The sequence below is a fragment of the Hoeflea sp. AS16 genome (assembly GCF_038900095.1).
Lineage (GTDB): Bacteria > Pseudomonadota > Alphaproteobacteria > Rhizobiales > Rhizobiaceae > Hoeflea.
Window position 1 is genome coordinate 844,479 of record NZ_JBBMQQ010000001.1, and the last position, 24,500, is coordinate 868,978.

Here is a 24,500-nt window from a genome sequence, read left to right on the forward strand (position 1 = left end):
GGGTTCTACTGCTCGTCACATTGAAATCAGCACAGAAGAGACGGTTGCGGATGAGCCACGAGCACGAACCACCATTTCCCGGACCTCAGTCGCCGCCGAATGAACCGGTTTTCAATCTGCCGAATGTCGTGCTGGCGATGTTGCTGTTGATGGTTGCGATACAGGTGGCTCTCGACTCGCTGCTGCCGCGGGCCGCAGTGCTCGAGATCTATCTGCAGACCGCGTTCATCCCGCAGCGATATGCACTGGGTATTGCGGGGCAGGCCGGTCCCTATTTCTGGTCGCCCTTCACCTATTCACTGCTTCATGGTGGTTACGGGCATCTGGCGCTCAATTCGTTCTGGCTTGCAGCCTTTGGAGCGGTGGTTGCCCGCCGCATCGGCTGGATCCGGTTCCTAATCTTCTGGATGGCGAGCGCGCTGGCGTCGGCGATGCTCTTCCTCGTCTTCCATTGGGGCGACCAGACCGTCATGGTCGGAGCCTCCGGGGTTGTTTCTGCTTTGATGGGCGCGGCTGCACGGTTTGCCTTTGGCGATTCCGGCGGTTTCCGTCGGGATCACGCGCATTTGAACCGGAGACTGAGCGTCAAGCAATCGCTGAGCAACCGCACGGTCTTCTTTTTCTTGCTGGTCTGGTTCGCGATCAACTTGGCGGCTGCCATCGGCTTTTCATTCGGCATTGCCGATTCGGCGATTGCCTGGGAGGCCCATGTTGGCGGTTTCCTGTTCGGTTTCCTGGCGTTTTCCCTGTTTGATCCACTCGATCAGCACTGATCGATCTCCGCCTGATGTCGCATTGTGCTCGTGATCCTGCCGGCGAACGCTGCCGATCGGGACGGTGTTGAGGGCATGCGAACCCTTGATACCAGAGCATTTCAAGGGTGTTTGACCCGTTTTGCGACACATAGGCGAGCAGTCTGCGGCCACTCTGTGCAGGGGGTTTCACAGGGTTGCAAACGCCCGGGTTCGAGCGCACCATATGCTTATATTCGGGGCGTTGGGGAGCGTCCTGGACACCAAGGCATATGGCGGAAGGAGGATTGAATGACTGTAAAACAGATACTCGACCAGAAGGGGCGCAACGTCGTCACCGTTAATCCCTCTATGGGCACCGAGGAAGCCGTGCGTTTTCTCTCCCAGAACAAGATCGGCGCGGTGGTCGTGACCGGTGACGGGGGCAAGATTGCGGGCATTCTTTCCGAACGCGATATCGTGCGTGCAGTGGCATCGAAGGGTGCAGGCGCGCTGACCGCGCCGATTTCAGCGATCATGACGTCAAAAGTGACCACCTGCGGTGAGGATCATACCGTCAACCAGGTGATGGAGCTGATGACCAATGGCCGGTTCCGGCACTTGCCGGTCGAACGGGACGGCACCCTGATCGGCATTATCTCGATTGGCGACGTGGTCCGCCGGCGTATCGAGGATGTCGAGCGCGAGGCCGAGGAAATCAAGGCCTATATCGCGGGCTGATCACCTGAGCCCGAGTGCTTCAACGTGATTGGAAGTGTGTGTCCGGGGCGATGTCGGCCCGGACCAGAAATGGTGGCGTCACCGCTGAGCCGTGGTTCAAGCTGGAATTTGAGCCTGAACTCAGGCTGGCGCCAGAATGGACTGCATCCGCATGATCTCGCCGAGTTTCGCTGAGGCTTCCTGATAGCCGCGATCGATCGCTTCGCTGGCGCGATGGAATTCCGACAGGCCGATGTCTGACAGTCTCGGATGCAGCGAAAGATCGGGCGGGTCTCCGGCAAGGCGCGCACGTGAAATCCGGTCCTGAATGATGTTGAAAGCCTGAACCATTACCGAGGTCATGCCGATACGGCTCTCGCGCTTGTGCTTGCGGCGCTCGGGGCCATCATAGGCTGGCGCGGGCTCGCTGGCGGTGTGCTTGATCACAGCCGAGCGGCCATAGATGTCGTAATGAAGATTGACTGCCACCACCAGCGGCTGCTCATGGGCGCGGCAGACCGAAACCGGAACCGGGTTGACCAGCGCACCGTCGAGAAGCGTGCGGTTGTTGCAGCGGACGGGTTCGAAAATTCCGGGCAGCGCATAGGATGCGCGGATGCCGGTGATCAGCGAGCCGGATGAAATCCAGACTTCGTGACCGGTGTTGAGTTCCGCGGCCACGGCGACGAATGTGCGGTCGAGATCCTCGATGTTGACGCCGACCAGGTGTTCCTGCATGCGGTCGTTGAGCCGCATGCCGCCAAACAGGCCGCCGCCGCCGATGGCGAAGTCGAGAAGTCCGGCGATCCGGCGCATGGTCAGGCTGCGGGCGAAATTTTCGAGTTCGTCGAGCCGTCCTGCAAGGTAGCAGCCTCCAACAAGCGCACCGATGGAGGTTCCTGCAATCATCGAAACCTCGACGCCGGCTTCGTCCAGCGCGCGAAGGACGCCGATATGGGCCCATCCGCGTGCGGCGCCGCCGCCCAGCGCCAGTGCGATCTTGGGTTTTTCTGTTGGCTTGTGTTGCATCCCACCCACCGGTGTCATGGCCATAACGTCGCCTGTATCAGCGGCAGTAACCGGCTCTGTGGTGCGGCCCATGTTCCAGTTCAGCATTGTTTTCATCCTTCTCCGCCGAACACTCCCCCGCGTTCCAGTCAATCAGACCAGAGATGGGTTGCGAATTGGTGAAGGAGGCCAAAATCTGGTTCAAAATGGCGCAGCTTGCCTAATGACCGGTATACACCTTGGCAGGGTCGAACAGCGGCTCGGAGTCGATTTCAAGCCGGATATCGCCATCCTTGACGGTCACCTTGCGGAAAAAGCATGAGCGTCTTCCGGTGTGGCAGGTCGCATCCGCACCGCTGACACGGACCTTGAGCAGGATGGCGTCCTGATCGCAATCGATGCGGATTTCGTCGACCATCTGAAGATTTCCCGAGGTCTCGCCCTTTTTCCACAGCGCCTTGCGCGAGCGGCTCCAGTAGTGCGCTACGCCTGTATCGATGGTCAGCCGCAGGGCTTCGTCATTCATGTGCGCGAGCATCAGCACCGCGTTGTCACGGCTGTCGGTGACCACGGCCGTGATCAGGCCATTGGCGTCAAAGCGAGGTGTAAGCTCCGTGCCTTCTTCAAGCGCGGATTTGTCAGCGGGTGCGGGTTTGAATGAAGCCGTCATGAGTAACCCCTCAAATCAGGGTTCTCTCTCAACCCCGGATCAATGTCATGAAGCGGACCTGCTCGTGCGGATCCGACTTGAATGCGCCTGTAAAGGTCGTGGTGATGGTTGTCGAGCCTTGCTTCTTGATGCCGCGCATGGCCATGCACATGTGCTCGGCCTCGATCATCACCGCGACACCGCGCGGATGCAGGGCATCATCAATGGAATGGGCGATCTGTGCAGTCATGGTTTCCTGGATCTGCAGCCGGCGTCCGAAAATCTCGATCACGCGGGCAATCTTTGACAGGCCCAGAACCTTGCCATCGGGCAGGTAGGCGACATGCGCCTTGCCGATGATGGGAACCATGTGATGTTCGCAATGGGAAAAGAACGGGATGTCCTTGACCAGCACGATGTCATCATAGCCCGCGACCTCCTCGAAGGTGCGGCCGAGTTCTTCCTCGACGTCCTGATCGTAGCCGGAAAACAGTTCCCTGTAGGCTTTGACGACGCGCTTGGGCGTGTCGCGCAGGCCTTCGCGGTTGATGTCGTCTCCGACCCAGCGCAAGAGCGTGCGCACGGCCTCTTCGGCCTCGGCCTCGGTCGGGCGGTTGTCCTTGTCGTTCAGATCGTTGACGATGGCATCCATGGTCGTGGTCTCCAAAGGGAATTTCACCCCTTTACGTCGTTCGCATTCAATCGGACCACGCACTCGGTCAATCAGGCGGACAGCGCCGCTTTTCTTGTCCGGCGGGTTCCGGGGCTTTCGGGCGCAAGCCCTCCGGCACGGTTTCCCTCGGCACGCAGCAAACAGGTTTTGCCGAACGCCTGACAGGTACTATATAGTCATCCTGTCGTGCGCGTCGAGATGCGATACCGTCACGTCTTGCCGCAGGCCGAATGCCAATACCCGAAGCTGGGAAAGGTCCGAACCGATGATCGATGATGTTTACAATGCCCGGATTCTGGATTTTGCCGGTAATATTCCGCGCATTGGCAGCCTGGAAGATGCGGATGCGGAAGCCTCGGCGCACTCCAAGCTGTGTGGCTCGAAGGTCAAGGTCTGGCTGAAGATGGACGGTGATCGGGTTGCCGACTTCGCCCATGACGTCAAGGCCTGTGCGCTCGGCCAGGCGTCCTCGTCGATCATGGCGAGCAACATCATCGGTGCCAGCGCGAGCGAATTGCGCGAGGTGCGCGAGACCATGCGCAAGATGCTCAAGGAAAACGGCCCGGTGCCGGAAGGCCGGTTTGCCGATCTCAAGTTTCTCGAACCGGTCCGCGACTACCGGGCGCGGCATGCCTCGACGCTGCTGACCTTCGATGCGGTCTGTGACTGTCTCGACCAGATCGACGCGCGCAAGGCCAAGGAAGACGCCGCCTGATGAGCGGTGCGTCAACCGGCCGGAACTGGGGCGGTCCCTGGCCGAAAACCCCGGGCCGGCTTATGGGCACGGGCCTGATCCGGCTTTACCAACTGACATTGTCAGGCTTCATCGGCAATTCCTGCCGGCATCTGCCGACCTGTTCCGAATATGGCTATGAGGCAGTTGCCCGTCACGGTTTGTGGAAGGGCGGCTGGCTGGCCCTGTTCCGGGTCGGGCGCTGCGGGCCGGGGGGAACCCACGGCATCGACAATGTGCCTGAAATGCTTGATGCGCGGCTGGTCTGGTGGGCGCCGTGGCGGTTTGCCTCGGCAGGAAAGCGTTGTGGATCCGGAAAATAGGCATATCTATGTGTCAGCCACACGCTTTGCCGGCAGGAGTTGGACCCGGCAAACTGGCGATACTTGATGCACTGCGGCAAATCGCGTAAACGCCGCCCTGCACACAATAACCTCAACCACCCGCGTTCGTTGGCGGGACTGGATCAAGGAGAGACTGCCATGGCATCTGCCGTATCCCTCACATTTCCCGATGGTTCCAAGCGCGAGTACCCGGCCGGGACGACCGGTCGCGAAGTTGCTGAATCTATTTCCAAGTCGCTTGCCAAGAAGGCTGTAGCGATCGCGCTTGATGGCGAACTCACCGATCTGAGTGACCCGGTCCGCGATGGCGCGCTGGAAATTGTCACCCGCACCGATCCGCGGGCGCTGGAACTGATCCGGCATGATACCGCCCACGTGATGGCGGAAGCCGTGCAGGAGCTGTTTCCCGGCACGCAAGTGACCATCGGTCCGGTGATCGAGAACGGCTTCTACTACGATTTCGCCAGGAACGAGCCGTTCACGCCGGAAGACCTGCCGGTGATCGAGAAAAAGATGAAAGAGATCATCGCCCGCAACAAGCCCTTTACCAAGGAGGTCTGGTCGCGCGATGAAGCCAAGCGGGTGTTCGAGGAGAAGGGCGAGGCCTACAAAGTCGAGCTGATCGACGCAATTCCGGCCGACCAGGATCTCAAGATCTACAAGCAGGGTGACTGGTTCGACCTCTGCCGCGGCCCGCACATGGCATCGACCGGACAGATTGGCACGGCTTTCAAGTTGATGAAGGTTGCCGGTGCCTATTGGCGTGGCGATTCCGACAACACCATGCTGACCCGGATTTACGGCACGGCCTGGGCTGACCAGGCCGAGCTTGACGCCTATCTGCACATGCTCGAGGAAGCCGAGAAACGCGACCACCGCCGGCTCGGACGGGAAATGGACCTGTTTCATTTCCAGGAAGAGGGGCCGGGCGTCGTCTTCTGGCATTCCAAGGGCTGGCGCATGTTCCAGAACCTTGTCGCCTATATGCGGCGGCGGCTCGAGAACGACTATGAAGAGGTCAATGCGCCGCAGATTCTCGACAAGAGCCTGTGGGAAACGTCCGGTCACTGGGGCTGGTACCAGGAGAACATGTTCGCGGTGAAATCCGCCCATGCCTTTACCCATCCCGATGACGAGGAAGCCGACAACCGCATCTTCGCGCTCAAGCCGATGAACTGTCCCGGCCACGTGCAGATCTTCAAGCACGGGCTGAAATCCTACCGCGACCTGCCGGTGCGTCTGGCCGAATTCGGCAATGTGCACCGTTACGAGCCTTCGGGCGCGTTGCACGGGCTGATGCGGGTGCGCGCTTTCACGCAGGATGATGCGCATGTGTTCTGCACCGAGGAACAACTCGAAGCCGAGATCCTCAAGATCAACGACCTGATGATGTCGGTGTATCGCGACTTCGGTTTCGAGGAAGTCGTCGTCAAGCTTGCCACCCGCCCGGAAAAGCGGGTTGGCACCGACGAGATGTGGGATCACGCCGAGGACATTCTCAAGAGTGCGCTTGAACGCATGGCGCGCGAGGACAACCGCATCAAGACCGGTATCAACGAGGGCGAGGGGACGTTCTACGGTCCCAAGTTCGAATATACCTTGCGCGATGCCATCGGCCGGGAATGGCAGTGCGGCACGACGCAGGTCGATTTCAATCTGCCCGAACGGTTCGGCGCCTTCTACATCGGATCGGATTCGGAGAAGAAGCAACCGGTCATGGTACACCGGGCGATCTGCGGATCTCTCGAACGGTTCCTCGGCATTCTGATCGAAAGCCATGCCGGGCACATGCCGCTGTGGTTCGCGCCGCTGCAGGTTGTCGTTGCGACGATTACCTCGGAGGCGGATGAGTATGGTGCATCGGTCGCCCAGAAGCTGCGTGATGCCGGTCTTCAGGTGGAAACCGATTTCCGCAACGAGAAGATCAACTACAAGGTCCGCGAGCATTCGCTGGCCAAGGTTCCGGTGATCCTGGTTTGCGGCATGCGCGAAGCAGAAGAGCGAGCGGTCAATGTCCGACGGCTCGGCAGCCGCGATCAGGTGTCGATGACGCTTGATGAGGCGGTTGCGAAGCTGGTCGAGGAAGCAACTCCGCCCGACGTGTTGCGCAAGAACGCGGAGAAGGCGGCGCGGGCAGCCTGAACATTTCCGGCGCGGCGGACCTTGTCATGCCGCGCCGGTTTTCACACCGGTTTCACACCGGTTTCACATTGGTTCGGCATGGGACGCGGCCAAGGCCGTTCATGCGGGCAGGGTGCGCAAGGCAGATATTTGGCCGGTGGCACTGACCGGAGACAGCTTTCTGGCCCCGCATCACAGCGCGGTGTCTGATCCCTCAGAGCTGCAGGGATAGCCTGAGAAACATCTCAAGGCCTTTTAGTTCAACAGGACTTCGACATCCGCATTGCGGCCGGCGACAACGGTGAATTCACGCTGGTGAACGTTGGCCTTGTTGCGTGCGATGGCGGTGTAGTCGCCTTCAGCAAGAACGATTGTCGGGAAGGCGCCAACGCTTTCGGACACCACGTCTCCACCCGAAGTCAGGATCGACCAGGCCGTGTCGGCGATGGCCTCTCCACCGGGTTCGGCCACCAGCTTGAGGGTCAGCTGCGCCGCGCGGTGCTGAATGACGGCTTCGGTCAGCTTGCCGGCCTCGACGCGAATGTCGGAACGGATGACGGCGTTGACGGAGCCATATTCGGAAACGATGTGATAGGTGCCGGCATTGAGCCTGACGATGGTGTTCGGCTTGACGTCCTCGACCACGAGTTGCTGTTCACCGTCGATGCCTTCTTCGGCCTTGTAGATGTTGAAACGCAACTGGCTCGACGGGATACGCGCGTCGACCCCTGACACGGCGTTGAGGATCAACCCGCCGGCTTCCATGACAATATGCTGCTTTTCGATCGGGCCGTCGCGGGGCACGGTGAGCTTCTTGGTGACGCCGGCGCGTCCGAAGGCCACGTGCAGGAAATAGTCGCCGGGTTCGAATTCGAATTCCGCCGACCCGCCTTCGGAGCTGGCAAGCAGAGGCAACTTGCCATCAGGACCCGGGGTCGGGTGAAATATGCGCCAGGTCAATCCGTGTCTGAGCGGTTCACCGGTTTCGGTGAGTGCTGCTTCCATGTGTACGGTTCGCCGGATCGCCGCGCTGGCGCTGTCGGATTGGGCCGGTGCATATTCCGTCAGCCCGGGAAGCGCGATTTTCGGTTCTGCGTCGTTGCTGAAGGCATCCTGGGCGTTGGCAGCTATCGGCAGCGCCAGTAACGTCAGCGCGGAGAGAAGAGCAATAGACAGTCTGTTCATACGGCGCGGTCCAGTTGACTTCTGAATTTTGAAAGGTCACTTGGACCTCAAAGCCATGGCAAATTCATGACCGTTTTCGGTCAAACCTGAATGCACGAGGAAGACATGCCGGTCAATGCTGCCCTGAAAACCTATCTTGAAACCCGCCGTTCCATCCCCGCGTTCCAGATGTGCGAACCGGGGCCATCGCGGACGGAAATAGAGGAAATGCTGAGGCTTGCCAGCCGGGTGCCCGACCACGGCAAGCTGGCGCCATGGCGGTTCATTGTCTATTCGGGCGCGGTGCGCGAACGGATGTCGCTCGAACTCGCTGATATCGCCATGGCCAGGAACCCGGAAATGGCGGACGACATGATAGCGGTTGAGAAAAACCGTCTGACCCGGGCGCCGGTGGTGATTGCGGTTGTCTCCTGCGCAGCCCCCCATGTCAAAATACCCGAATGGGAACAGGTCTTGAGTGCCGGCGCGGTGTGTCTCAATCTGGTGATGGCGGCAAATGCGCTCGGCTATGCCTCCAACTGGCTGACCGAATGGTTCGCGTTTGATGAAAAGGCGCACCGGGTTCTCGGGATCTCGGGTGATGAAAAGGTTGCCGGGTTCATCCACATCGGAACCCCGAAAATGCATCCGGGCGAGCGGCCAAGGCCGGAGCTTGCCGACATCGTTACCTTTGCAGGGGAGTAAGCGGCTTGTTTTACGATACACAGGAAAATGCCCACGGCCTGCCGCATGATCCGTTCAAGGCCATCGTCTCGCCGCGTCCAATCGGCTGGATCGGCACCAGGGGCAAGGATGGCTCGGTCAATCTTGCGCCATACTCGTTTTTCAATGCGATATCCGATCATCCGAAAATAGTGATGTTTTCGTCGTCCGGACGCAAGGATACGCTGCGCAATGTCGAGGAAACCCGGGTCTTCACCACAAGCATGGTTGGCCGTGCGCTGACCGAGAAGATGAACATCTCATCGGCCAATGCGCCTTACGGAGAGAGCGAGTTTGATTTCTCCGGCCTGACCATGGCGGAAGCTCAGCTGATCAACGCACCGTTCGTGGCCGAGGCGCACGCGGCGCTTGAATGCAAGGTAACCGAAATCTTCGAGGCAAAGAGCCTGGAGGGAGAACCGAGCGGTTCCTTCGTGGTTATCGGCCAGGTGGTCGGAATCCACATTGACGAGGCGGCACTGGTCAATGGCCGCTTCGACATGGCGATTGTGGCGCCGCTGGCGCGTCTGGGCTACATGGATTACGCCGATGCGGCCCAGACCTTCGAGTTGCGGCGCCCGGCCTGGCCGCTCGACAAATAGAGGGGTCTACTTGATCTCCGGCACGGCGTCGGGTTCGAGGCCCGCGCGGCGCGCCACGCGTTCGGCCTGGCGCAGATGCGGCCGGTCGATCATCTTCCCATCGAGCGAGAGAACGCCGGCATCCGGTCCGGCGGCTGCGAACAATGCCAAAATCCTGACTGCGCGTTCCACGTCTTCGGGCGGAGGGGTGAAGGCCTTGTTGATGACAGCCACCTGGTCGGGGTGAATGGCCATCTTGCCGGTAAAGCCATCGCGGACGGCAGCGCGGCATTGCGCGTCGAGCCCTTCCATGTCGCGAAAGTCGGTGAACACGGTGTCGATCGCATCAACACGGGAATGGGCGGCTGCAAGGATTGTCAGGGTCCGGGCCAGGCGAAACACATCGGTATAGGCACCGGTCTCGTTCTTGTTGGACGAGGCGCCGATATCGGCTGCGAGATCTTCAGCCCCCCAGGCGAGGGCAGCGAGCCGTTCCGACTTGCAAGCGAATGTGCCGGCGGAAAGCATGCCCGCGGCTGTCTCTGTCATCAGCGCATGGATCATGATCTTGCCGACTTCCAGTCCGGCTTCGGCTTCGTGCACGCCGATCCGGGCGCTCAGATCCTGAACCTCTGCGCCTGAACCAGCTTTGGGCAACAGGATGGCATCGGGAGAGGCAGCAATCACCGCCGCGAGATCTTCATCGCTCATGCCGGTGTCGAGCGCGTTGACGCGCACGATCAGCCATTGTGCGCCCGCGCCTCTTTTTGCGTCCCTGAGAAACGCCGCGACGGTTTTGCGGGCTTCGGACTTGCGTCCCTTCGCAACCGAATCCTCGAGGTCCAGGATCAGCGCATCTGCGCCGGAGCTCGTGGCCTTGAGCATCTTGCGTTCCGAATCGCCTGGAACAAACAGCAAGGACCGCATCATTGTGCCGGCCTCTTGCGCATCATCGCCTGACGGACGCAGCGTGCGACCAGCTTGTCATGTTGATTGAACGCCTGGTGTTCCATCTCGACGATGCCGCGATCATCCTTGGATTTCGATTCGCGCACCGTCAGTATTCTGGTTTCCACCCGGACGGTGTCGCCATGAAACAGCGGGTTGGGGAAGGTGACTTCGCTCATTCCCAGATTGGCGATGGTGGTGCCTATCGTGGTGTCGTTGACCGAGATCCCGATCATCAGTCCGAGGGTAAAGAGGGAGTTGACCAGGGGCTGGCCGAATTCGGTGGATTTGCAGAACTCGTAGTCGATGTGCAGCGGCTGCGGATTGAGCGTCATGTTGGAAAACAACATGTTGTCCATTTCGGTGACAGTCCGCCGCAGGGTGTGGGATATCACAGCGCCCGGTTCGAATTCCTCAAGATACATACCGCGCATGTTTTACCCCCCATACAATTGCACGCGTATTGATGCCGCGTTCCAAACGGATGTGCAAGTTCGAGATCTTGAGGAATAGGGCAGTGCAGAGGTTTTGGCGCGAAGTCGTGGTTAATCAACCTTTGTCAATGTGGCGTCAGGCCGTGATACGGGTTTGAGCCATTGAAAGATTGCGGGAATTTCCACTGGTTCACATCGGCCCGCTGTTGATGCAAGTTGCAGGGCAGGGCGCGGGAATGGCCTTTTCAGCGCGGCTGATGCGTTAACAAGTATGGTGAACCGATCGTAAACCATTTGGCTCTAGTGTCGGGGCACTGGTACCGAGTGGGGTCGCATATTCATGATCGTAAGTTCCTTTTTGAAGTGGTCTGAAACCGCCAAGGTCGGAGACCGCTGCCTTGCAACCAGGGCCTTGACCCAGGCCTACGCAGAAGGCCGGATGGACCAGTCGGAACGGCAGGAAGCCGAAGCGGCGCTGGCGCTGCTGCTCGAAGACCCTTCTCCGAAAGTCCGCCTGGCGCTTGCAGAGGGCCTGGCCCTGGTGGAACACGCGCCGCGCAGCATCTTGCTGGGGCTGGCGGGCGACCAGATCGAGGTTGCGGGCAGGATCATCGCGCTGTCGCCGGCGCTGGCCGACAATGACCTGATCGAGATCGTTGCCGGTGGACGTTCGGCGCTGCAACGGTTTGTTGCATTCCGGTGCCCGGTTTCGGTGTGTGTCGCGGCGGCACTGGCCGAGGTCGGGGAGGCGGATGCTGTTGCCGACATGCTGGATAATCCCCACGTTTCCATCGCGCGGATTTCGCTCCGGCGGATTGCCGAGCGGTTTGGTGACGACGCGGAAATCCGTGCCCGCCTGTTTGAACGCGGGGACCTGCCCTGCGATGTGCGTCAGGCGCTGGTCGAGCGGCTGGGTGCTGCGCTGGCCGGGTCGGATTTCGTCCGCTCTGCGATTGGCGGCAGCCGCGGCCGCAAGATCACGGAAGAAGCCTGCATGAACGCTACGCTCAGGATGGCCGAGACCGTGGTCCAGGACGAAATTCCCGCACTTGTCGAACATCTGCGGATTTCCGGGCGCCTGACCCCGGCATTTCTGATCCATGCCCTGTGCGCCGGCAATGTCGATTTCTTCGCCGGAGCGGTGGTATCGCTGTCGGGCATGAGCGATTCGCGTGTCCGGGGCATACTGATCGACGGGCGCGAAACCGCGATGCGGGCGCTTTACCGGTCAATCGGATTGGGCAGTGATCTGGCACCGGTTTTCGTCACCGCGACTCAGATCTGGCGTGCGGCATCGCGGCTGAATGCCAGCGTCGATACCGGGCGGGTGACCACGGAACTCCTGCGCCGTCACGCCGAAGATGCCGCGCGTCAGCCGTCTGTTGCCGAATTGCTCAGGCTGGTCGAAGCCATGCACATGAGCTGGCACCGGCACGCCTCACGCGATTATGCCCACAGCCTTGCGGCGCAGGCTGCCTGACCTTAGCGCTTGTCAGATGTCGAGATTTTCGGCGAAAGCCGCGTGTTCCTGAATAAAGCGGAAGCGGGCGTCTGCCTTGGTTCCCATCAGGTTGTCGACCGTTTCCCTGGTTGATTCGGGATCGCTGACATCGACCGCAACCTTCAGCAGGGTTCGTTTGGCCGGGTCCATGGTGGTCTCCTTGAGCTGCGAGGCCATCATTTCGCCAAGCCCCTTGAACCGGTTGATCTCGACCTTGCCGCGGCCGGTGAATTCGGTTTCGAGCAATTCCACCCTGTGCGCGTCGTCACGGGCATAAAGCGATTTGGCGCCCTGGGTCAGCTTGTAGAGCGGCGGAACGGCGAGATAGAGATGCCCCTGACGGATCAGTTCGGGCATCTCCTGATAGAAAAAGGTGATCAGCAGCGAGGCGATGTGGGCGCCATCGACGTCGGCATCGGTCATGATGATGATGCGCTCATAGCGCAGTTCTTCTTCACGGTATTTCGACCGGGTGCCGCATCCCAGTGCCTGTATCAGATCGGCGATCTGCTGGTTGGCGCCGAGCTTCTCGCGTCCGGCACTGGCGACGTTGAGGATCTTGCCGCGCAACGGCAGGATCGCCTGATTGGAGCGGTTGCGGGCCTGTTTGGCCGAGCCGCCAGCGGAATCACCCTCGACGATGAACAGTTCTGCTCCCGCAGCGGTCGTCTGGCTGCAATCGGAGAGTTTTCCAGGAAGCCGCAGTTTTCGCACCGCGGTCTTGCGGTTGACTTCCTTTTCCTTGCGCCGCCGGACCCGTTCATCGGCGCGGTCGATCACCCATTCAAGCAGCTTGTCGGCTTCGCCCGGCGAATCCGCGAGGAAATGGTCGAACGGATCGCGGATCGCGTTCTCGACTATCCTCTGGGCCTCGACGGTTGCCAGCTTGTCCTTGGTCTGGCCGACAAATTCCGGTTCACGGATAAACACCGACAGCATGCCGATCGACGAAATCATCACGTCGTCGGTGGTGATGGCGGCTGCGCGCTTGTTGCCGGTGAGCTCGGCATAGGCTTTCAGGCCCTTGGTCAGCGCAATCCGCAAGCCTGCTTCATGGGTGCCGCCGTCAGGTGTCGGGATGGTGTTGCAGTAGGAACTGATCGACGAATCCCCGCCATACCAGGTGATTGCCCATTCGAGCGAGCCATGGCCGCCGGGCCGTTCGGTCTTGCCGGCGAAGATATCGCGGGTGACGCGGTGTTCCTTGTCGAGCGACGCCTCAAGATAGTCCTTGAGGCCGCCGGGGAAGTGAAACACGGCCTTTTCCGGCGTGTCGGTGCCTTCGACCAGGGACGCGGCGCAGACCCAGCGGATTTCGACACCGCCAAACAGATAGGCCTTGGAGCGCGCCATGCGGTAGAGCCGGCCCGGGTCAAATCGGGCGCCGGCACCGAAGATATCGGGATCGGGATGAAAACGGACCTTGGTGCCGCGACGGTTGTGTATGTCGCCCAAGTCTTCCAGGCCGCCCTGGGGGATGCCGCGGGAAAACGTCTGCCGGTAGAGCTTCTTGTTGCGTGCAATCTCGACCACGAGATCGTCGGACAATGCGTTGACCACCGAAACACCGACGCCGTGCAGACCGCCCGAGGTTTCATAGACCTTGCTGTCGAACTTGCCGCCGGCATGCAGCACGGTCATGATCACCTCGAGGGTGGATTTGCCGGGAAATTTCGGGTGGTTCTCGACCGGGATGCCGCGGCCGTTGTCGGTGACGGAGAGATAGCCCTCTTCGTCGAGCTCGACTTCGATGAAATTGGCATGTCCGGCAACGGCTTCGTCCATCGAGTTGTCGATGACTTCGGCAAACAGGTGATGCAGCGCCCGCTCGTCGGTGCCGCCGATATACATGCCCGGACGGCGGCGAACCGGTTCGAGGCCTTCCAGGACCTCGATGGTCGAGGCGTCATAATCGTCACCACTGGCCGGCGCACCCGCCTTGGAAGCAGCCGGGCGGGCCGGCTTCGGTGCTGCCGCAGCAGGTTTTTGTGCCGCGGTGCTTTCCGGTTTTGGCTCGGGTGTTGCCGTTGATGTGCCAGTTGTGGAAAAAAGATCGTTGGAATCGTCCATATCGCCGTAATGCCTGATGTAGATTGGGGAAACGAATCAGCCGGAGTGTGCCAGAATCCATTCCTTCAATCGACTGTGTAGCATTTGGTTTGCGGCTTTGCGCGGCGTTCTTGCCTCGCGGGGAGCGTTATCCCTTGTCCTGACGACACTCGTCACCTCGTTTGTGCCCGCTCATGCACTTGAACTCAGGGGCCACAAGGACCGGCTTTTCGCCTACCCGGGTATCCTGTCGGCTTCGGAAGGCGGCGCGTTCATGGTCGTCGAGTACGACAAGATGCGTGACATTCACCGCCGTGACGTGGAGCCCGAGCGGCGGGTGCGCTCGAACTACATCTCGCTCGGGGTGAAGAAGAAGAGCCGGTTGGCGTTGCATGAAGCAAACGGACGGTCGATCGAAACCGGTGTCACGGGCGATTATTCGCGGGCGCGGCTGGCGGTGATTTTCGTGCATGGCCGGGGCGGGGATCAGCGGCTCGGCATGAACGACTACACGTTCGGCGGCAATTTCAACCGGCTTAAGAACCTGATGCTGCTCAATGGCGGCGCCTACCTGTCGCCGACAGTGAAGAGCTTTGACGAGGCCGGCGCGGGCGACATCAGGGAACTGGTCCTGGCCGGGAAGGCACCGGTGGTGCTGGCCTGCGCCTCGATGGGCGCAATCATCTGCTCGAAACTTGCCAATGACCCGGCGGTGGTGCCCCGTCTCGGCGGCATGGTTCTTCTCGGCGGGGCGCCCGACATGGGAATTGCCAAGAGCCTGGCTGTGCGATCAAGGGTTCCTTTTGTCTTTACCCACGGCAGCTATGACACGGTTTATGACTGGCAGGATCAGAAGTCCGTGTTCGATGCGGTCCGGCGTGCAGGCAATCCCTATCCGGCGCAATTCATCCTGTTCGATACCGGCTCGCACGGCACACCCATGCGCATGACCGACTGGAAACAGACGCTTGAATTTGTCCTGAGCCGGTAGCAACGGCGCCGAATTTGATCTGCAAAACGCTTCATTTCGGGAATAGATACAATTTAAGGAAAAATTGACCGCACCGGTCAACCGGATGTTGGGGAAATAAGACTAGTAACGATCCCATCCTAATTCGGAGCGGGACATGAAATATATAGCCTTTATTCTTTTCACGGTGCTGACCAATGCCGCGGCGCAGCTGATGCTGAAGCAGGGCATGATATCGCTGGGGCCGGTGTCATTTACTGCCGACACGATGATCACGCGCATTTTCCAGATTCTGTTCAACCCCTGGGTTTTTGCCGGGCTGGCAACCTTTGTCATCTCGATGGCGTCGCATCTGTATGTGCTGTCGAAGGTTGAACTGTCGTTCGCCTATCCCTTCCTGAGCCTGGCTTACGTGGCCGTGGCGGTCTTTGCCTATGTCCTGTTCAAGGAAGACCTCAACAGCTGGCGAATTGCCGGCATCGCCTTCATTTGCGTCGGAACCGTCCTGATCGCCCAGTCGGGCCGTGACGGGAAGGCAACCGGAACGCAGGAAACAGCTCAACTTTCCAAAATCAACGTAGCAGCAAACGAGATTTCGCGATGAAACACATTCTTTTCGGAGGCGACGGCTTTGTCGGCCGCCATCTTGCACAGAAACTTCTTGCCGACGGCGAAGAGGTTGTCGTCGCGGACATCGTCAACGACAACAAGGCGTTTTACCGGGATGCGACCATCGTCAAGTGCGATGTGACCAGGCCTGACATGGTTGCCGGCGTGCCGATCGCTGCCGGGGACATGGTCTACAACCTGTCGGCCAAGATGCTGTCGCCGTTGCAGATCCGCTCCAAGCGTCATGATTTCTTCTACCCGGTCAATTACGACGGTACGAAGAACATCATGGAGGCGATGGACAAGGCAGGCGCCAACCAGCTGGTGCATTTCACCACCGACATGATCTATGGTCACACGCTGACGTTTCCGATGACCGAGGAACATCCTGTCGCGCCGCTCGGCGAGTACGGCCAGTCCAAACTCGACACCGAGGTTCTGGCAGCCGAATGGCGCAAGCGCGGCATGTCGATCTCGCTGTTCCGGCCGCGGCTGATCATTGGCCCGGGCCGTCTCGGCATCCTTGAAAAGCTGTTCAAGCTGGTCGACGCCAACCTGCCGGTGCCAATGATCGGATCGGGCAAGAACCCGTATCAGTTCATCTCGGTCTTCGATTGCGCCGAGGCTGCGCGCCTGGCCTGGAAGGCAGGTGTACCGAACGAGGCCTACAATCTGGGCTCGATCAATCCGCCACCGGTGCGCAAGCTTCTGGGCAACCTGGTCAGGCATGCAGGTTCGAAATCGTTCCTGATCCCGACACCAGGCTGGGCGGTCAAGCGCACGCTGGATCTGTTCGATCTCATCAACATGCCGATCATGGATCCGGAACAGTACCTTATCGCGGACGAGAACTGCGTTCTCGATGTCTCCAAGGGCGAGCGCCAGCTCGGCTGGGTGCCGCAGTACCGCGATGAAGACATGCTGGTCGCCGCCTATGACGAATATCGCGCAACCAAGGCACGCAGCGGTTCATCCGCCTCTGCCCAGGTCGCACCGGCCGAATGAATCGTTCCGAGGGAGCCCAATCAATGCTTGATACACCTACCCGCGTCGCCGTCGACGCTCCGCCGTTGTCCGATACCACGCCTGCTTCGCCGGCTGCGAGCGGCAGCTTTCGGCGCCCGGACCTGTTGACGGTCTCGGATGCCAAGGCGATGTCGGTCGCTGAAATGACCGAGCTGTTCAAGGATCACATCAATCCCGGCCAGCTGCATTTCATGAAGCTTCTGGGCTTCCACAAGATCAAGATCGAAACCGCTTCGGGCATGTATTACACCGATCAGAACGGCCGGAAGATCCTGGATTTCTTTGGTGGCTTCGGATCGCTGGCGCTCGGCCACAACCATCCGCGGATCATCGAGGCGCGCAAGCAGTTCCAGGATGAGGACCGGCACGAAATCGCCATCGCGTTCATGAGCCAGTATGCTTCGGCGCTGGCCAAGAACCTTGCGGCGATCGCTCCGGGTGATCTCGACATGGTGTTCCTCGGCTCGTCCGGGTCGGAAGCCATGGAGGCTGCGATCAAGGTGGCGGAACGTGCCGTCGGACCGAAACGTCCGAAGATCGTCTATGCCGAGAATTCGTTCCACGGAAAGACCAAGGGCGTGCTGTCGCTGACCGATTCCGAGCTGTATCGCGGCGAATTCCAGCTGACCGGCAACACCGTCAAGGTGCCGTTTGCCGACATCGATGCAATCCGCAACGCTTTCGAAGCGGATCCGGAAATCGGTGTCATCGTGCTCGAAACCATCCAGGGCGGCGGCGGTATCGTCGAGGCGCCGGTCGAGTTCTGGCGGGAATTGCGCGCATTGTGCGACAAGCATGGTGTCTTGTGGATTGCCGATGAAGTGCAATGCGGCATGGGCCGTTCGGGTCACTTCTTCGCGTTTGAAAAGGCAGGCGTCGTGCCTGACGTGACGGCGCTGGCCAAGTCGCTCGGCGCCGGTAAATGCGCCATGGCTGCGATGATTGCCTCTCGCGATGTCTACATGAAGGCCTATGGCACGCCCAAGACCGCGATGATCCATGCACAGGCGACCTTCGGCGGCATCGGCGAGGCCTGTGTCACGGCGATCGAAGGTCTCAACGTCATGTATGACGAGGACCTGATCGGCAATGCCGAACGGGTCGGCTCCTACCTGATCGAGCGCCTCAATGGCCTGAAGGACAAGTATCCGCAGATCATCAAGGATGTGCGCGGCAGCGGCTTCATGGTCGGGCTCGAGTTCCAGGATTTCAGCCAGACCCTGCCGGCACTGCTCAGGCCGATGGTGGCGTTGCTCGACGACAAGCTCAAGGGCTCGCTGTCGGGCTTTGTCGGGGCCGAATTGCTGCGCGATCACAATGTGCTGGTGGCGTTTACCGAGTACAACCGCAATGTCATCCGGCTTGAACCGCCGCTGATCTGCGGCCGCGAGCATGTCGACGAGTTCATCACCGCGCTCGATGCGGTGCTCGGGCGGGGTATCGTGCGTATCGTACGCGACTTCATCGGCAGCCAGGCGAAGAAGTAAACACTCGTCCTCAAGACGGTGAATTCAGCAGGGAACCGGGGCGTGGTGACACCATGCTCCGGTTCTTGCATCTTCCGCACGACCATTGTGCCTTGCGGACTTGCGTCATCATGACGGACTAACCAGATAGAACCTGACAGGGCTTCCGCGTTGAAGGTGACTGGCCGGTTTGCTTGCGTGCTGGCCCGATTGCCGGTACCCCTTTGGCAGCAATGACCGGGCGCGGGGGATCCGCGGTCAGCAGATCACGGTTGGCCACCGCTTGCGTTGGTAACCGGCAGCAAGCCCGGACAGGAGAGGCGACAAATTGGCCAATCAATGGGGCAGGGACAGCGGGTTGCAATCCGGCAGGAAGCGCGGCAGCGGTGTGCTCAGTGTCATAGGAATTGTCGTCGCGCTCGCTGTTGGTGCTGCGGGCGGATACGCTGCCTCACATTTCAGTCAAGCCGACAGTAGTGCTGCAGCAGATACAGCAAGCGCGCAATCAGCAGAACTGGACGAGGCCCTGCGTGCAGCGCGTGAGGAATTGAAAGCCGCCCGTGCCCGCGGGGCATCAAGTTCGGCTGAGGTGGAAGAGCTGAAGGCCGATATCTCCCGGATGGCTGCTGACCTTGATACGATGGCGGAGAAACTGGCTGCCAACAGCGGACCGGTTGAGACGGCTGCGGATGGGAATGCTGCGATTGAGGCCATCAACGATGAACGTGACTTGCTGGCCGCGGAAAATCAGACGTTGAAATCGAACCTTGCGGCGCTCGAAGCTGAACGGGATCGTTTGCAGCAGAAAATCACCATGATGCTGACAGATCAGGCCACCCTCAGGGAAAGGATCAAGCAGGCATCGGATGCAAAGGCTGCGGATGCAGACGTGATAGACAGCCTTCAAAAAGGGCTTGCCGACGCGGAACGCAGCCTGAAAATTTCGCAAGAGGCCGCGGAAGATATGAATGCCAAGTCATCCGAGAGCGCTGTCCCGGCGACAGTGCCCGAACAACAGGGCAGACCGGCGACATCTCCGCGTGATCGTGATGCCGTCGCGGCAGCCTTGCGTTCGGCGCCGGGGCTTGAAGCCTTGTCGGATGTGGAGAGGCAAACACTGTCCGGCAGACTGGTCGAGGGTGAATGCGTGACGAGCGCGCTTGAATCCGTTTTCGAGCGCGTGCCGATCCTGACCTTGCGCGACCTGATCCGCGATCTGAACAGCGACTGCTGACCAAAGGAGAACGCCCTTGAAACCCGTTGTCATCACCCTTCGAGGCCTGCTTGTGGCGGCTGGCGTGTCGCTGCTGGCCGCAGGTCCGGGCCAGTCGGCCGAATTTGAACGCAACATCATGACCGGTGGGCCGACCGGTACCTATATCCGCATTGGCCAGGACATGGCCGCGCTGGGCGCCGAATGCGGATTGATGCTCAACGTGGTGGAGAGCGCCGGTTCGCTGGAAAATTTCGTCGGGGTGCGCAAGCGCCGCAACACCCAGTTCGGCATCGTCCAGAGTGACGTTCTGGAATATCTCAAGACGTTTGAGGCCAACGACGCCGAAATTCAGGATGCGGTGCGCGGCGTGCGGATCATGTTCCCGCTCTATAACGAGGAAGTGCATGTTCTGGCGCGCGCCGGGGTTGAAGGGATCAAGGATCTCGAGGGAAAGAAGGTCGCTGTCGGTGTAAAGGACAGCGGTACGTTTCTGACCGCTTCGCTGATCCTCGACATCCTGCAGGTCAAGGGCGCGGAGCGGTTGCCGCTCAATCCGGACGAGGCGCTGCCGAAACTTCAGGCGGGTGAAATCGACGCCTTCTTCTATGTCGCCGGGGCTCCGGCGTCCCTGTTTGCCAAGGCCGATATCGATCCGGAAAAATTCCATCTGCTGCCGATTACCGAAGCGCCCTTGCTGGCGACCTATACCAGGACAAGCATTCCTGCCGGGACCTATGGCTTTCAGTCCGACCCCGTCGATCTCGTTGCGGTCAAGGCGGTGTTGATGACCTATGATTACGACCCGAAGAAAAATGCCTATCACCGCGAAAGCTGCACGGCGGTCTCGGATTTTTCCAGCCTGGTGCTCAATGGCATGGACGAGTTGCGCGAGACCGGACATCCGAAATGGAAATCGGTCGACCTGGCCGCGGTGCCGCCGGGCTGGCAGGTCGGTTCCTGCGTCAAGGCCGGCATGGCGCTCGACTATGCGCCGACATGCACCAAGGCTGCGGACGTGGCGCCTGCCGACAGCAACGAGGAATACCTCAACTTGCTCAAGCAGCGATTGAAGAACTGAATCCAAGCATCAGGCCTTGCCAACAAAAAGCCGGCGAAACCAAGATGGTTCCGCCGGCGTTTTTGTGCCGGGCCGCCTGAGCAGCCCGGTTTGGTCAATCAGACCGAGTAGTACATGTCGAATTCGACAGGGTGCGGGGTCATTTCGAAACGCATGACTTCCGCCATCTTCAGTTCGATGAAGCTGTCGATCTGGTCATCGTCGAACACGCCGCCAGCGGTCAGGAACTTGCGATCCTTGTCGAGGCACTCGAGCGCTTCACGCAGCGAACCTGACACGGTCGGGATCTTCTTGAGTTCCTTGGCAGGAAGGTCATAGAGGTCCTTGTCCATGGCCTTGCCGGGATGGATCTTGTTCTTGATGCCGTCGATGCCGGCCATCAGCATGGCTGCGAAGCACAGGTAAGGGTTCGCGGTCGGATCGCCGAAGCGGACTTCGACGCGCTTGGACTTCGGCGACGACCCGAACGGGATACGGCAGGAGGCCGAACGGTTGCGTGCCGAGTAGGCCAGCAGAACCGGTGCTTCATAACCCGGGACCAGACGCTTGTAGGAGTTGGTCGACGGGTTGGAAAACGCGTTGATGGCCTTGGCGTGCTTGATGATGCCGCCGATGTAGAACAGGCAGTTTTCAGACAGACCAGCATATTCGTCACCGGCGAAGGTCGGCTTGCCGCCCTTCCAGATCGACTGGTGGACGTGCATGCCCGAGCCGTTGTCGCCGAACACCGGCTTCGGCATGAAGGTTGCTGTCTTGCCGTAGGCATGGGCAACCTGGTGGACGCCATACTTGTAGATCTGGGTCTTGTCGGCCATGCGGGTCAGGGTATCGAACACCATGCACAGTTCGTGCTGGGCCGAGGCCACTTCGTGGTGATGCTTTTCAACGACCAGGCCCATTTCGGCGAGGACGGTGAGCATTTCCGAACGCATGTCCTGGCAGCTGTCGACTGGCGGAACCGGGAAATAGCCGCCCTTGACGCGCGGACGGTGGCCCATGTTGCCGACCTCGTAGTCGGTGTCGTCGTTGGACGGGAGTTCGGAGGAGTCGAGCTTGAAGCCGGTGTTGTACGGATCGGCCTTGTACTTGACGTCATCGAAGATGAAGAATTCGGGTTCGGGACCGATGTAGACCGTGTCGCCGAGACCGGAGGCCTGCAGATAGGCTTCAGCCTTCTTGGCGGTGGTGCGCGGGTCGCGGTTATAGGCTTCGCCGGTGATCGGATCGAGAATGTCGCAGAAGATGACCATGGTGGACTGCGCGAAGAACGGGTCCATGTGGGCGGTTGCCGTGTCGGGCATCAGAACCATGTCGGATTCATTGATGGCCTTCCAGCCCTGAATCGAGGAGCCGTCGAACATGACGCCATCGGCGAACAGGTCTTCATCGACGCATGAGACGTCCATGGTCACGTGCTGCATCTTGCCCTTCGGGTCGGTGAAGCGCAGATCAACGAACTTTACGTCGTTGTCCTTGATTTGCTTGAGAATTTCAGTGGCTGTCGTCATGTTCGATATTCCCTGTAAGTAAATGACGATGAGTGCACGGCAACCCGCCGCACACAGTGGTCAGATGGCGTCGTTGCCGGTTTCACCGGTACGGATACGGATGACTTCCTCAACGTTTGACACGAAGATCTTGCCATCACCGATGCGGCCCGTCTGGGCTGCGTTGCGAATTGCATCTATCGCTGCTTCCGCCGTCTCGTCCGCAAGGACGATTTCGACTTTCACCTTGGGCAGAAAGTCCACGACATATTCTGCACCGCGATAGAGTTCGGTGTGGCCCTTCTGGCGACCGAAACCCTTGGCTTCGGTCACAGTGATACCCTGCAGGCCGACTTCCTGAAGGGCTTCCTTCACTTCATCCAGCTTGAACGGCTTGATGATCGCTTCGATCTTTTTCATGAGAACCAATTCTCCGCTCTGTCCTGTGAAAGCGGGCAGCTCGGCTGACGCCAAATACCCACTCGCGTATATCAAAGCACACACCGTGCCACTTTGTGGGAAAATTACCGGATTGCCGCGAAATATTCGGGCTCCCGTCCGATTTCGTTGGAAAACATGGCCCGGAATGCCCTAACTTGGCTGTGCAGTGGCGATTTTCTCCCGAAATGCCACTGATTTGCAAAATGGCTTTTACAAGGTGATGAATTTTTAAGCGCCACCATCTGCCTAGAAAACATCCGGCATGCGCAATTATTGTGCAGATGTTCGCCTTATGCTGAGATCAATTTTGCGCACGTTTTGCCATCTTGACCGCAGCGCGGGGCGCATGCGACGAACGCTTATGGCGACAAACCCTACACTGCTGGTATCCCCCGCTGCCATGGGCAAGATCGACAGGGCTGCGGCTGACAGCGGCATCGACAGCTTTGGCCTGATGCAGGCAGCCGGCGCCCATGTGGCGGCGGTTTTTCTTGCGCATTTTCCCTCCGCCCGGCGTGCCGTGGTTCTGTGCGGGCCTGGCAACAATGGCGGCGACGGTCACGTGGCGGCACGGTTGCTGGCGCAAAGCGGCGTTGACGTTGTCCGCTTCGGCATGGAACCGAAACCCGGCGGTGATGCGGCGAAAGCCCGTGCTGGCTATTCAGGTTCGCTGCAGCCGCTTGATCACTGGAACCCCGAAAATGGCGACGTGATTGTCGACGCATTGTTTGGCGCCGGTCTCGACCGGCCGGTTGATGCGGATGTTGCGGGCGTAATCGAGCGCGCGCGGGAAGCGAAGACACCGGTGATTGCCGTCGATCTGCCGTCGGGGCTGTCGGGTCGAACGGGTGTTCCGACAGGGGCGTGTTTTTCTGCCGAACACACTGTGACATTCGCCGCGCTAAAGCCGGGGCATCTGCTGATGCCGGGCAGGGTGCTGTGCGGTGATATGCACCTGTGCGACATCGGAATTCCGTCCCGGCTGATTGCCTGCGACGAGGGCGTCTGGAGAAATCATCCCGGTCTTTACCAGGCACAACTGCCAACCGACGATCCTTCTAGCCACAAATATGGCCGGGGTCATCTCGTCGTGTTTTCTGGCCCGCTGATTGCCACCGGGGCTGCCCGTCTGTCGGCTATGGCCGGGTTGAGAAGTCGCGCAGGGCTGGTGACGATGGCGAGCGCGCCCAGTGCGGTGATGGTTCAGGCCGCGCATCTGACCGCGATCATGCAGCGCACCATCCGGGATGAAACCGATCTGGCGGACTGGCTCACGGACACACGGCTGTCGGCCTTTGTCGTCGGACCGGGGTTCGGGGATCTCGACAAGGCCCGCAGCTTCACGGAAAAGCTGGCGCAAACCGGCCGGCCGCTGGTGCTCGATGCGGATGGGCTGACGGCATTTGCGAAGGATGCCGGCCGGCTGGGCGACATGTTTGCCGGTGACGCGCGTCTGGTCATGACACCGCATGAGGGTGAATTCCGCAGGCTGTTTGCCGATCTTGCCGCCGATGCGGCGCTGTCCAAGATCGACCGCGCGCGGGCGGCGTCACGGATGTGCAATGCAGTGGTGGTCTACAAGGGTGCGGACACGGTGATTGCCGCACCGGATGGCCGGGCGGCGGTCAATGCGGATGCGCCGGCCTGGCTTGCCACGGCCGGTTCAGGCGACGTGCTCTCGGGTATCATTGGCGGATTGCTGGCCCAGGGCATGCCCGGGTTCGAAGCTGCATGTGCCGGAGTGGCGCTGCATGGCGACGCCGCAAACCGCGCGGGCAGGGGAATGACTGCGGAAGACCTGCCGGGCCATATCACCCTGTCGTAGAGC

Annotated in this window: 24 protein-coding genes; 15 read left to right on the forward strand and 9 right to left on the reverse strand. The window is 60.1% G+C overall.

All coding sequences use genetic code 11. The annotated features are described in order from the left end of the window. Positions 1–50 precede the first annotated feature (50 nt). On the forward strand, positions 51–773 hold the full coding sequence (locus WNY80_RS04070) for a rhomboid family intramembrane serine protease (protein WP_342886046.1): 723 nt from the start codon (positions 51–53) through the stop codon (positions 771–773). A gap of 270 nt (positions 774–1,043) precedes the next feature. Next, positions 1,044–1,472, forward strand: a complete 429-nt coding sequence (locus WNY80_RS04075; RefSeq protein ID WP_342886047.1) for a CBS domain-containing protein — start codon at positions 1,044–1,046, stop codon at positions 1,470–1,472. Between the two features lie 120 nt (positions 1,473–1,592). Here the strand turns inward: WNY80_RS04075 and WNY80_RS04080 are convergent, their stop codons facing one another. From WNY80_RS04080 to folE, 3 genes are all read right to left on the reverse strand, one after another. Continuing rightward, positions 1,593–2,504: a patatin-like phospholipase family protein gene (locus WNY80_RS04080; protein ID WP_342886307.1), complete on the reverse strand. Its 912-nt coding sequence runs from the start codon at positions 2,502–2,504 to the stop codon at positions 1,593–1,595. A gap of 175 nt (positions 2,505–2,679) precedes the next feature. Further along, positions 2,680–3,129 (reverse strand): phosphoribosyl-AMP cyclohydrolase, encoded by a 450-nt coding sequence (gene hisI / locus WNY80_RS04085; protein ID WP_342886048.1) that lies wholly within the window; start codon positions 3,127–3,129, stop codon positions 2,680–2,682. A 28-nt stretch (positions 3,130–3,157) separates the two neighbouring features. Continuing rightward, a complete protein-coding gene (gene folE / locus WNY80_RS04090; RefSeq protein ID WP_342886049.1) occupies positions 3,158–3,760 on the reverse strand; it encodes a GTP cyclohydrolase I FolE in 603 nt (200 codons plus the stop codon). A 286-nt stretch (positions 3,761–4,046) separates the two neighbouring features. On the opposite strand from folE, the gene WNY80_RS04095 reads away from it, so the two are divergent. The 3 genes from WNY80_RS04095 to thrS all read left to right on the forward strand — a co-directional run bounded on the left by WNY80_RS04095 (position 4,047) and on the right by thrS (position 7,000). Next, positions 4,047–4,496, forward strand: a complete 450-nt coding sequence (locus tag WNY80_RS04095) for an iron-sulfur cluster assembly scaffold protein (RefSeq protein WP_342886050.1) — start codon at positions 4,047–4,049, stop codon at positions 4,494–4,496. Then, positions 4,496–4,837, forward strand: coding sequence for a membrane protein insertion efficiency factor YidD (gene yidD / locus WNY80_RS04100; protein WP_342886051.1), 342 nt, complete (start codon positions 4,496–4,498; stop codon positions 4,835–4,837). The genes WNY80_RS04095 and yidD overlap by 1 nt, the downstream gene beginning before the upstream one ends. Before the next feature lie 159 nt (positions 4,838–4,996). After that, positions 4,997–7,000 (forward strand): threonine--tRNA ligase, encoded by a 2,004-nt coding sequence (gene thrS / locus WNY80_RS04105; protein ID WP_342886052.1) that lies wholly within the window; start codon positions 4,997–4,999, stop codon positions 6,998–7,000. A gap of 234 nt (positions 7,001–7,234) precedes the next feature. On the opposite strand, the gene WNY80_RS04110 is transcribed toward thrS, so the two are convergent. Then, the gene (locus tag WNY80_RS04110; protein ID WP_342886053.1) at positions 7,235–8,164 is read right to left on the reverse strand and encodes a hypothetical protein; all 930 of its coding nucleotides are present in this window, start codon (positions 8,162–8,164) and stop codon (positions 7,235–7,237) included. Positions 8,165–8,269: 105 nt separating this feature from the next. Between WNY80_RS04110 and WNY80_RS04115 the strand changes: the two genes are divergently transcribed. Both WNY80_RS04115 and WNY80_RS04120 read left to right on the forward strand, forming a co-directional pair. Continuing rightward, on the forward strand, positions 8,270–8,848 hold the full coding sequence (locus WNY80_RS04115) for a nitroreductase (RefSeq protein WP_342886054.1): 579 nt from the start codon (positions 8,270–8,272) through the stop codon (positions 8,846–8,848). Positions 8,849–8,853: 5 nt separating this feature from the next. Next, positions 8,854–9,468 (forward strand): flavin reductase family protein, encoded by a 615-nt coding sequence (locus WNY80_RS04120; protein ID WP_342886055.1) that lies wholly within the window; start codon positions 8,854–8,856, stop codon positions 9,466–9,468. A gap of 6 nt (positions 9,469–9,474) precedes the next feature. Here the strand turns inward: WNY80_RS04120 and WNY80_RS04125 are convergent, their stop codons facing one another. Both WNY80_RS04125 and WNY80_RS04130 read right to left on the reverse strand, forming a co-directional pair. Continuing rightward, complete coding sequence (locus WNY80_RS04125; RefSeq protein ID WP_342886308.1) at positions 9,475–10,374, reverse strand: CoA ester lyase; 900 nt, start codon at positions 10,372–10,374, stop codon at positions 9,475–9,477. Then, positions 10,374–10,829 carry a MaoC family dehydratase gene (locus tag WNY80_RS04130; protein ID WP_342886056.1) on the reverse strand — a complete coding sequence of 152 codons (456 nt, stop codon included), beginning with the start codon at positions 10,827–10,829 and terminating at the stop codon, positions 10,374–10,376. The genes WNY80_RS04125 and WNY80_RS04130 overlap by 1 nt, the downstream gene beginning before the upstream one ends. A 340-nt stretch (positions 10,830–11,169) precedes the next feature. Between WNY80_RS04130 and WNY80_RS04135 the strand changes: the two genes are divergently transcribed. Continuing rightward, the gene (locus WNY80_RS04135; protein WP_342886057.1) at positions 11,170–12,309 is read left to right on the forward strand and encodes a DUF2336 domain-containing protein; all 1,140 of its coding nucleotides are present in this window, start codon (positions 11,170–11,172) and stop codon (positions 12,307–12,309) included. 12 nt (positions 12,310–12,321) lie between these two features. On the opposite strand, the gene parE is transcribed toward WNY80_RS04135, so the two are convergent. After that, positions 12,322–14,400: a DNA topoisomerase IV subunit B gene (parE, locus tag WNY80_RS04140; RefSeq protein WP_342886058.1), complete on the reverse strand. Its 2,079-nt coding sequence runs from the start codon at positions 14,398–14,400 to the stop codon at positions 12,322–12,324. Positions 14,401–14,497: 97 nt separating this feature from the next. Here parE and WNY80_RS04145 point away from each other — a divergent pair, with 97 nt between their 5' ends. From WNY80_RS04145 to WNY80_RS04170, 6 genes are all read left to right on the forward strand, one after another. Further along, the gene (locus WNY80_RS04145; RefSeq protein ID WP_342886059.1) at positions 14,498–15,370 is read left to right on the forward strand and encodes an alpha/beta hydrolase; all 873 of its coding nucleotides are present in this window, start codon (positions 14,498–14,500) and stop codon (positions 15,368–15,370) included. Between the two features lie 136 nt (positions 15,371–15,506). Beyond that, positions 15,507–15,953 (forward strand): transporter, encoded by a 447-nt coding sequence (locus WNY80_RS04150; RefSeq protein WP_342886060.1) that lies wholly within the window; start codon positions 15,507–15,509, stop codon positions 15,951–15,953. Then, positions 15,950–16,963 carry an NAD(P)-dependent oxidoreductase gene (locus WNY80_RS04155; RefSeq protein ID WP_342886061.1) on the forward strand — a complete coding sequence of 338 codons (1,014 nt, stop codon included), beginning with the start codon at positions 15,950–15,952 and terminating at the stop codon, positions 16,961–16,963. The genes WNY80_RS04150 and WNY80_RS04155 overlap by 4 nt, the downstream gene beginning before the upstream one ends. A gap of 149 nt (positions 16,964–17,112) precedes the next feature. Next, positions 17,113–18,471, forward strand: coding sequence for an aspartate aminotransferase family protein (locus tag WNY80_RS04160; protein WP_342886309.1), 1,359 nt, complete (start codon positions 17,113–17,115; stop codon positions 18,469–18,471). Between the two features lie 307 nt (positions 18,472–18,778). Further along, a complete protein-coding gene (locus tag WNY80_RS04165; RefSeq protein WP_342886062.1) occupies positions 18,779–19,684 on the forward strand; it encodes a hypothetical protein in 906 nt (301 codons plus the stop codon). A gap of 16 nt (positions 19,685–19,700) precedes the next feature. Continuing rightward, positions 19,701–20,744 carry a TAXI family TRAP transporter solute-binding subunit gene (locus WNY80_RS04170; protein WP_342886063.1) on the forward strand — a complete coding sequence of 348 codons (1,044 nt, stop codon included), beginning with the start codon at positions 19,701–19,703 and terminating at the stop codon, positions 20,742–20,744. A 98-nt stretch (positions 20,745–20,842) separates the two neighbouring features. Here the strand turns inward: WNY80_RS04170 and glnA are convergent, their stop codons facing one another. Continuing rightward, positions 20,843–22,252, reverse strand: a complete 1,410-nt coding sequence (gene glnA / locus WNY80_RS04175) for a type I glutamate--ammonia ligase (RefSeq protein WP_342886064.1) — start codon at positions 22,250–22,252, stop codon at positions 20,843–20,845. 60 nt (positions 22,253–22,312) lie between these two features. Further along, entirely contained in the window at positions 22,313–22,651 is a 339-nt protein-coding gene (locus tag WNY80_RS04180; protein ID WP_047029994.1) for a P-II family nitrogen regulator, read from the reverse strand. A gap of 382 nt (positions 22,652–23,033) precedes the next feature. On the opposite strand from WNY80_RS04180, the gene WNY80_RS04185 reads away from it, so the two are divergent. After that, positions 23,034–24,497, forward strand: coding sequence for an NAD(P)H-hydrate dehydratase (locus tag WNY80_RS04185; protein ID WP_342886065.1), 1,464 nt, complete (start codon positions 23,034–23,036; stop codon positions 24,495–24,497). The last annotated feature ends 3 nt before the right edge of the window (positions 24,498–24,500 follow it).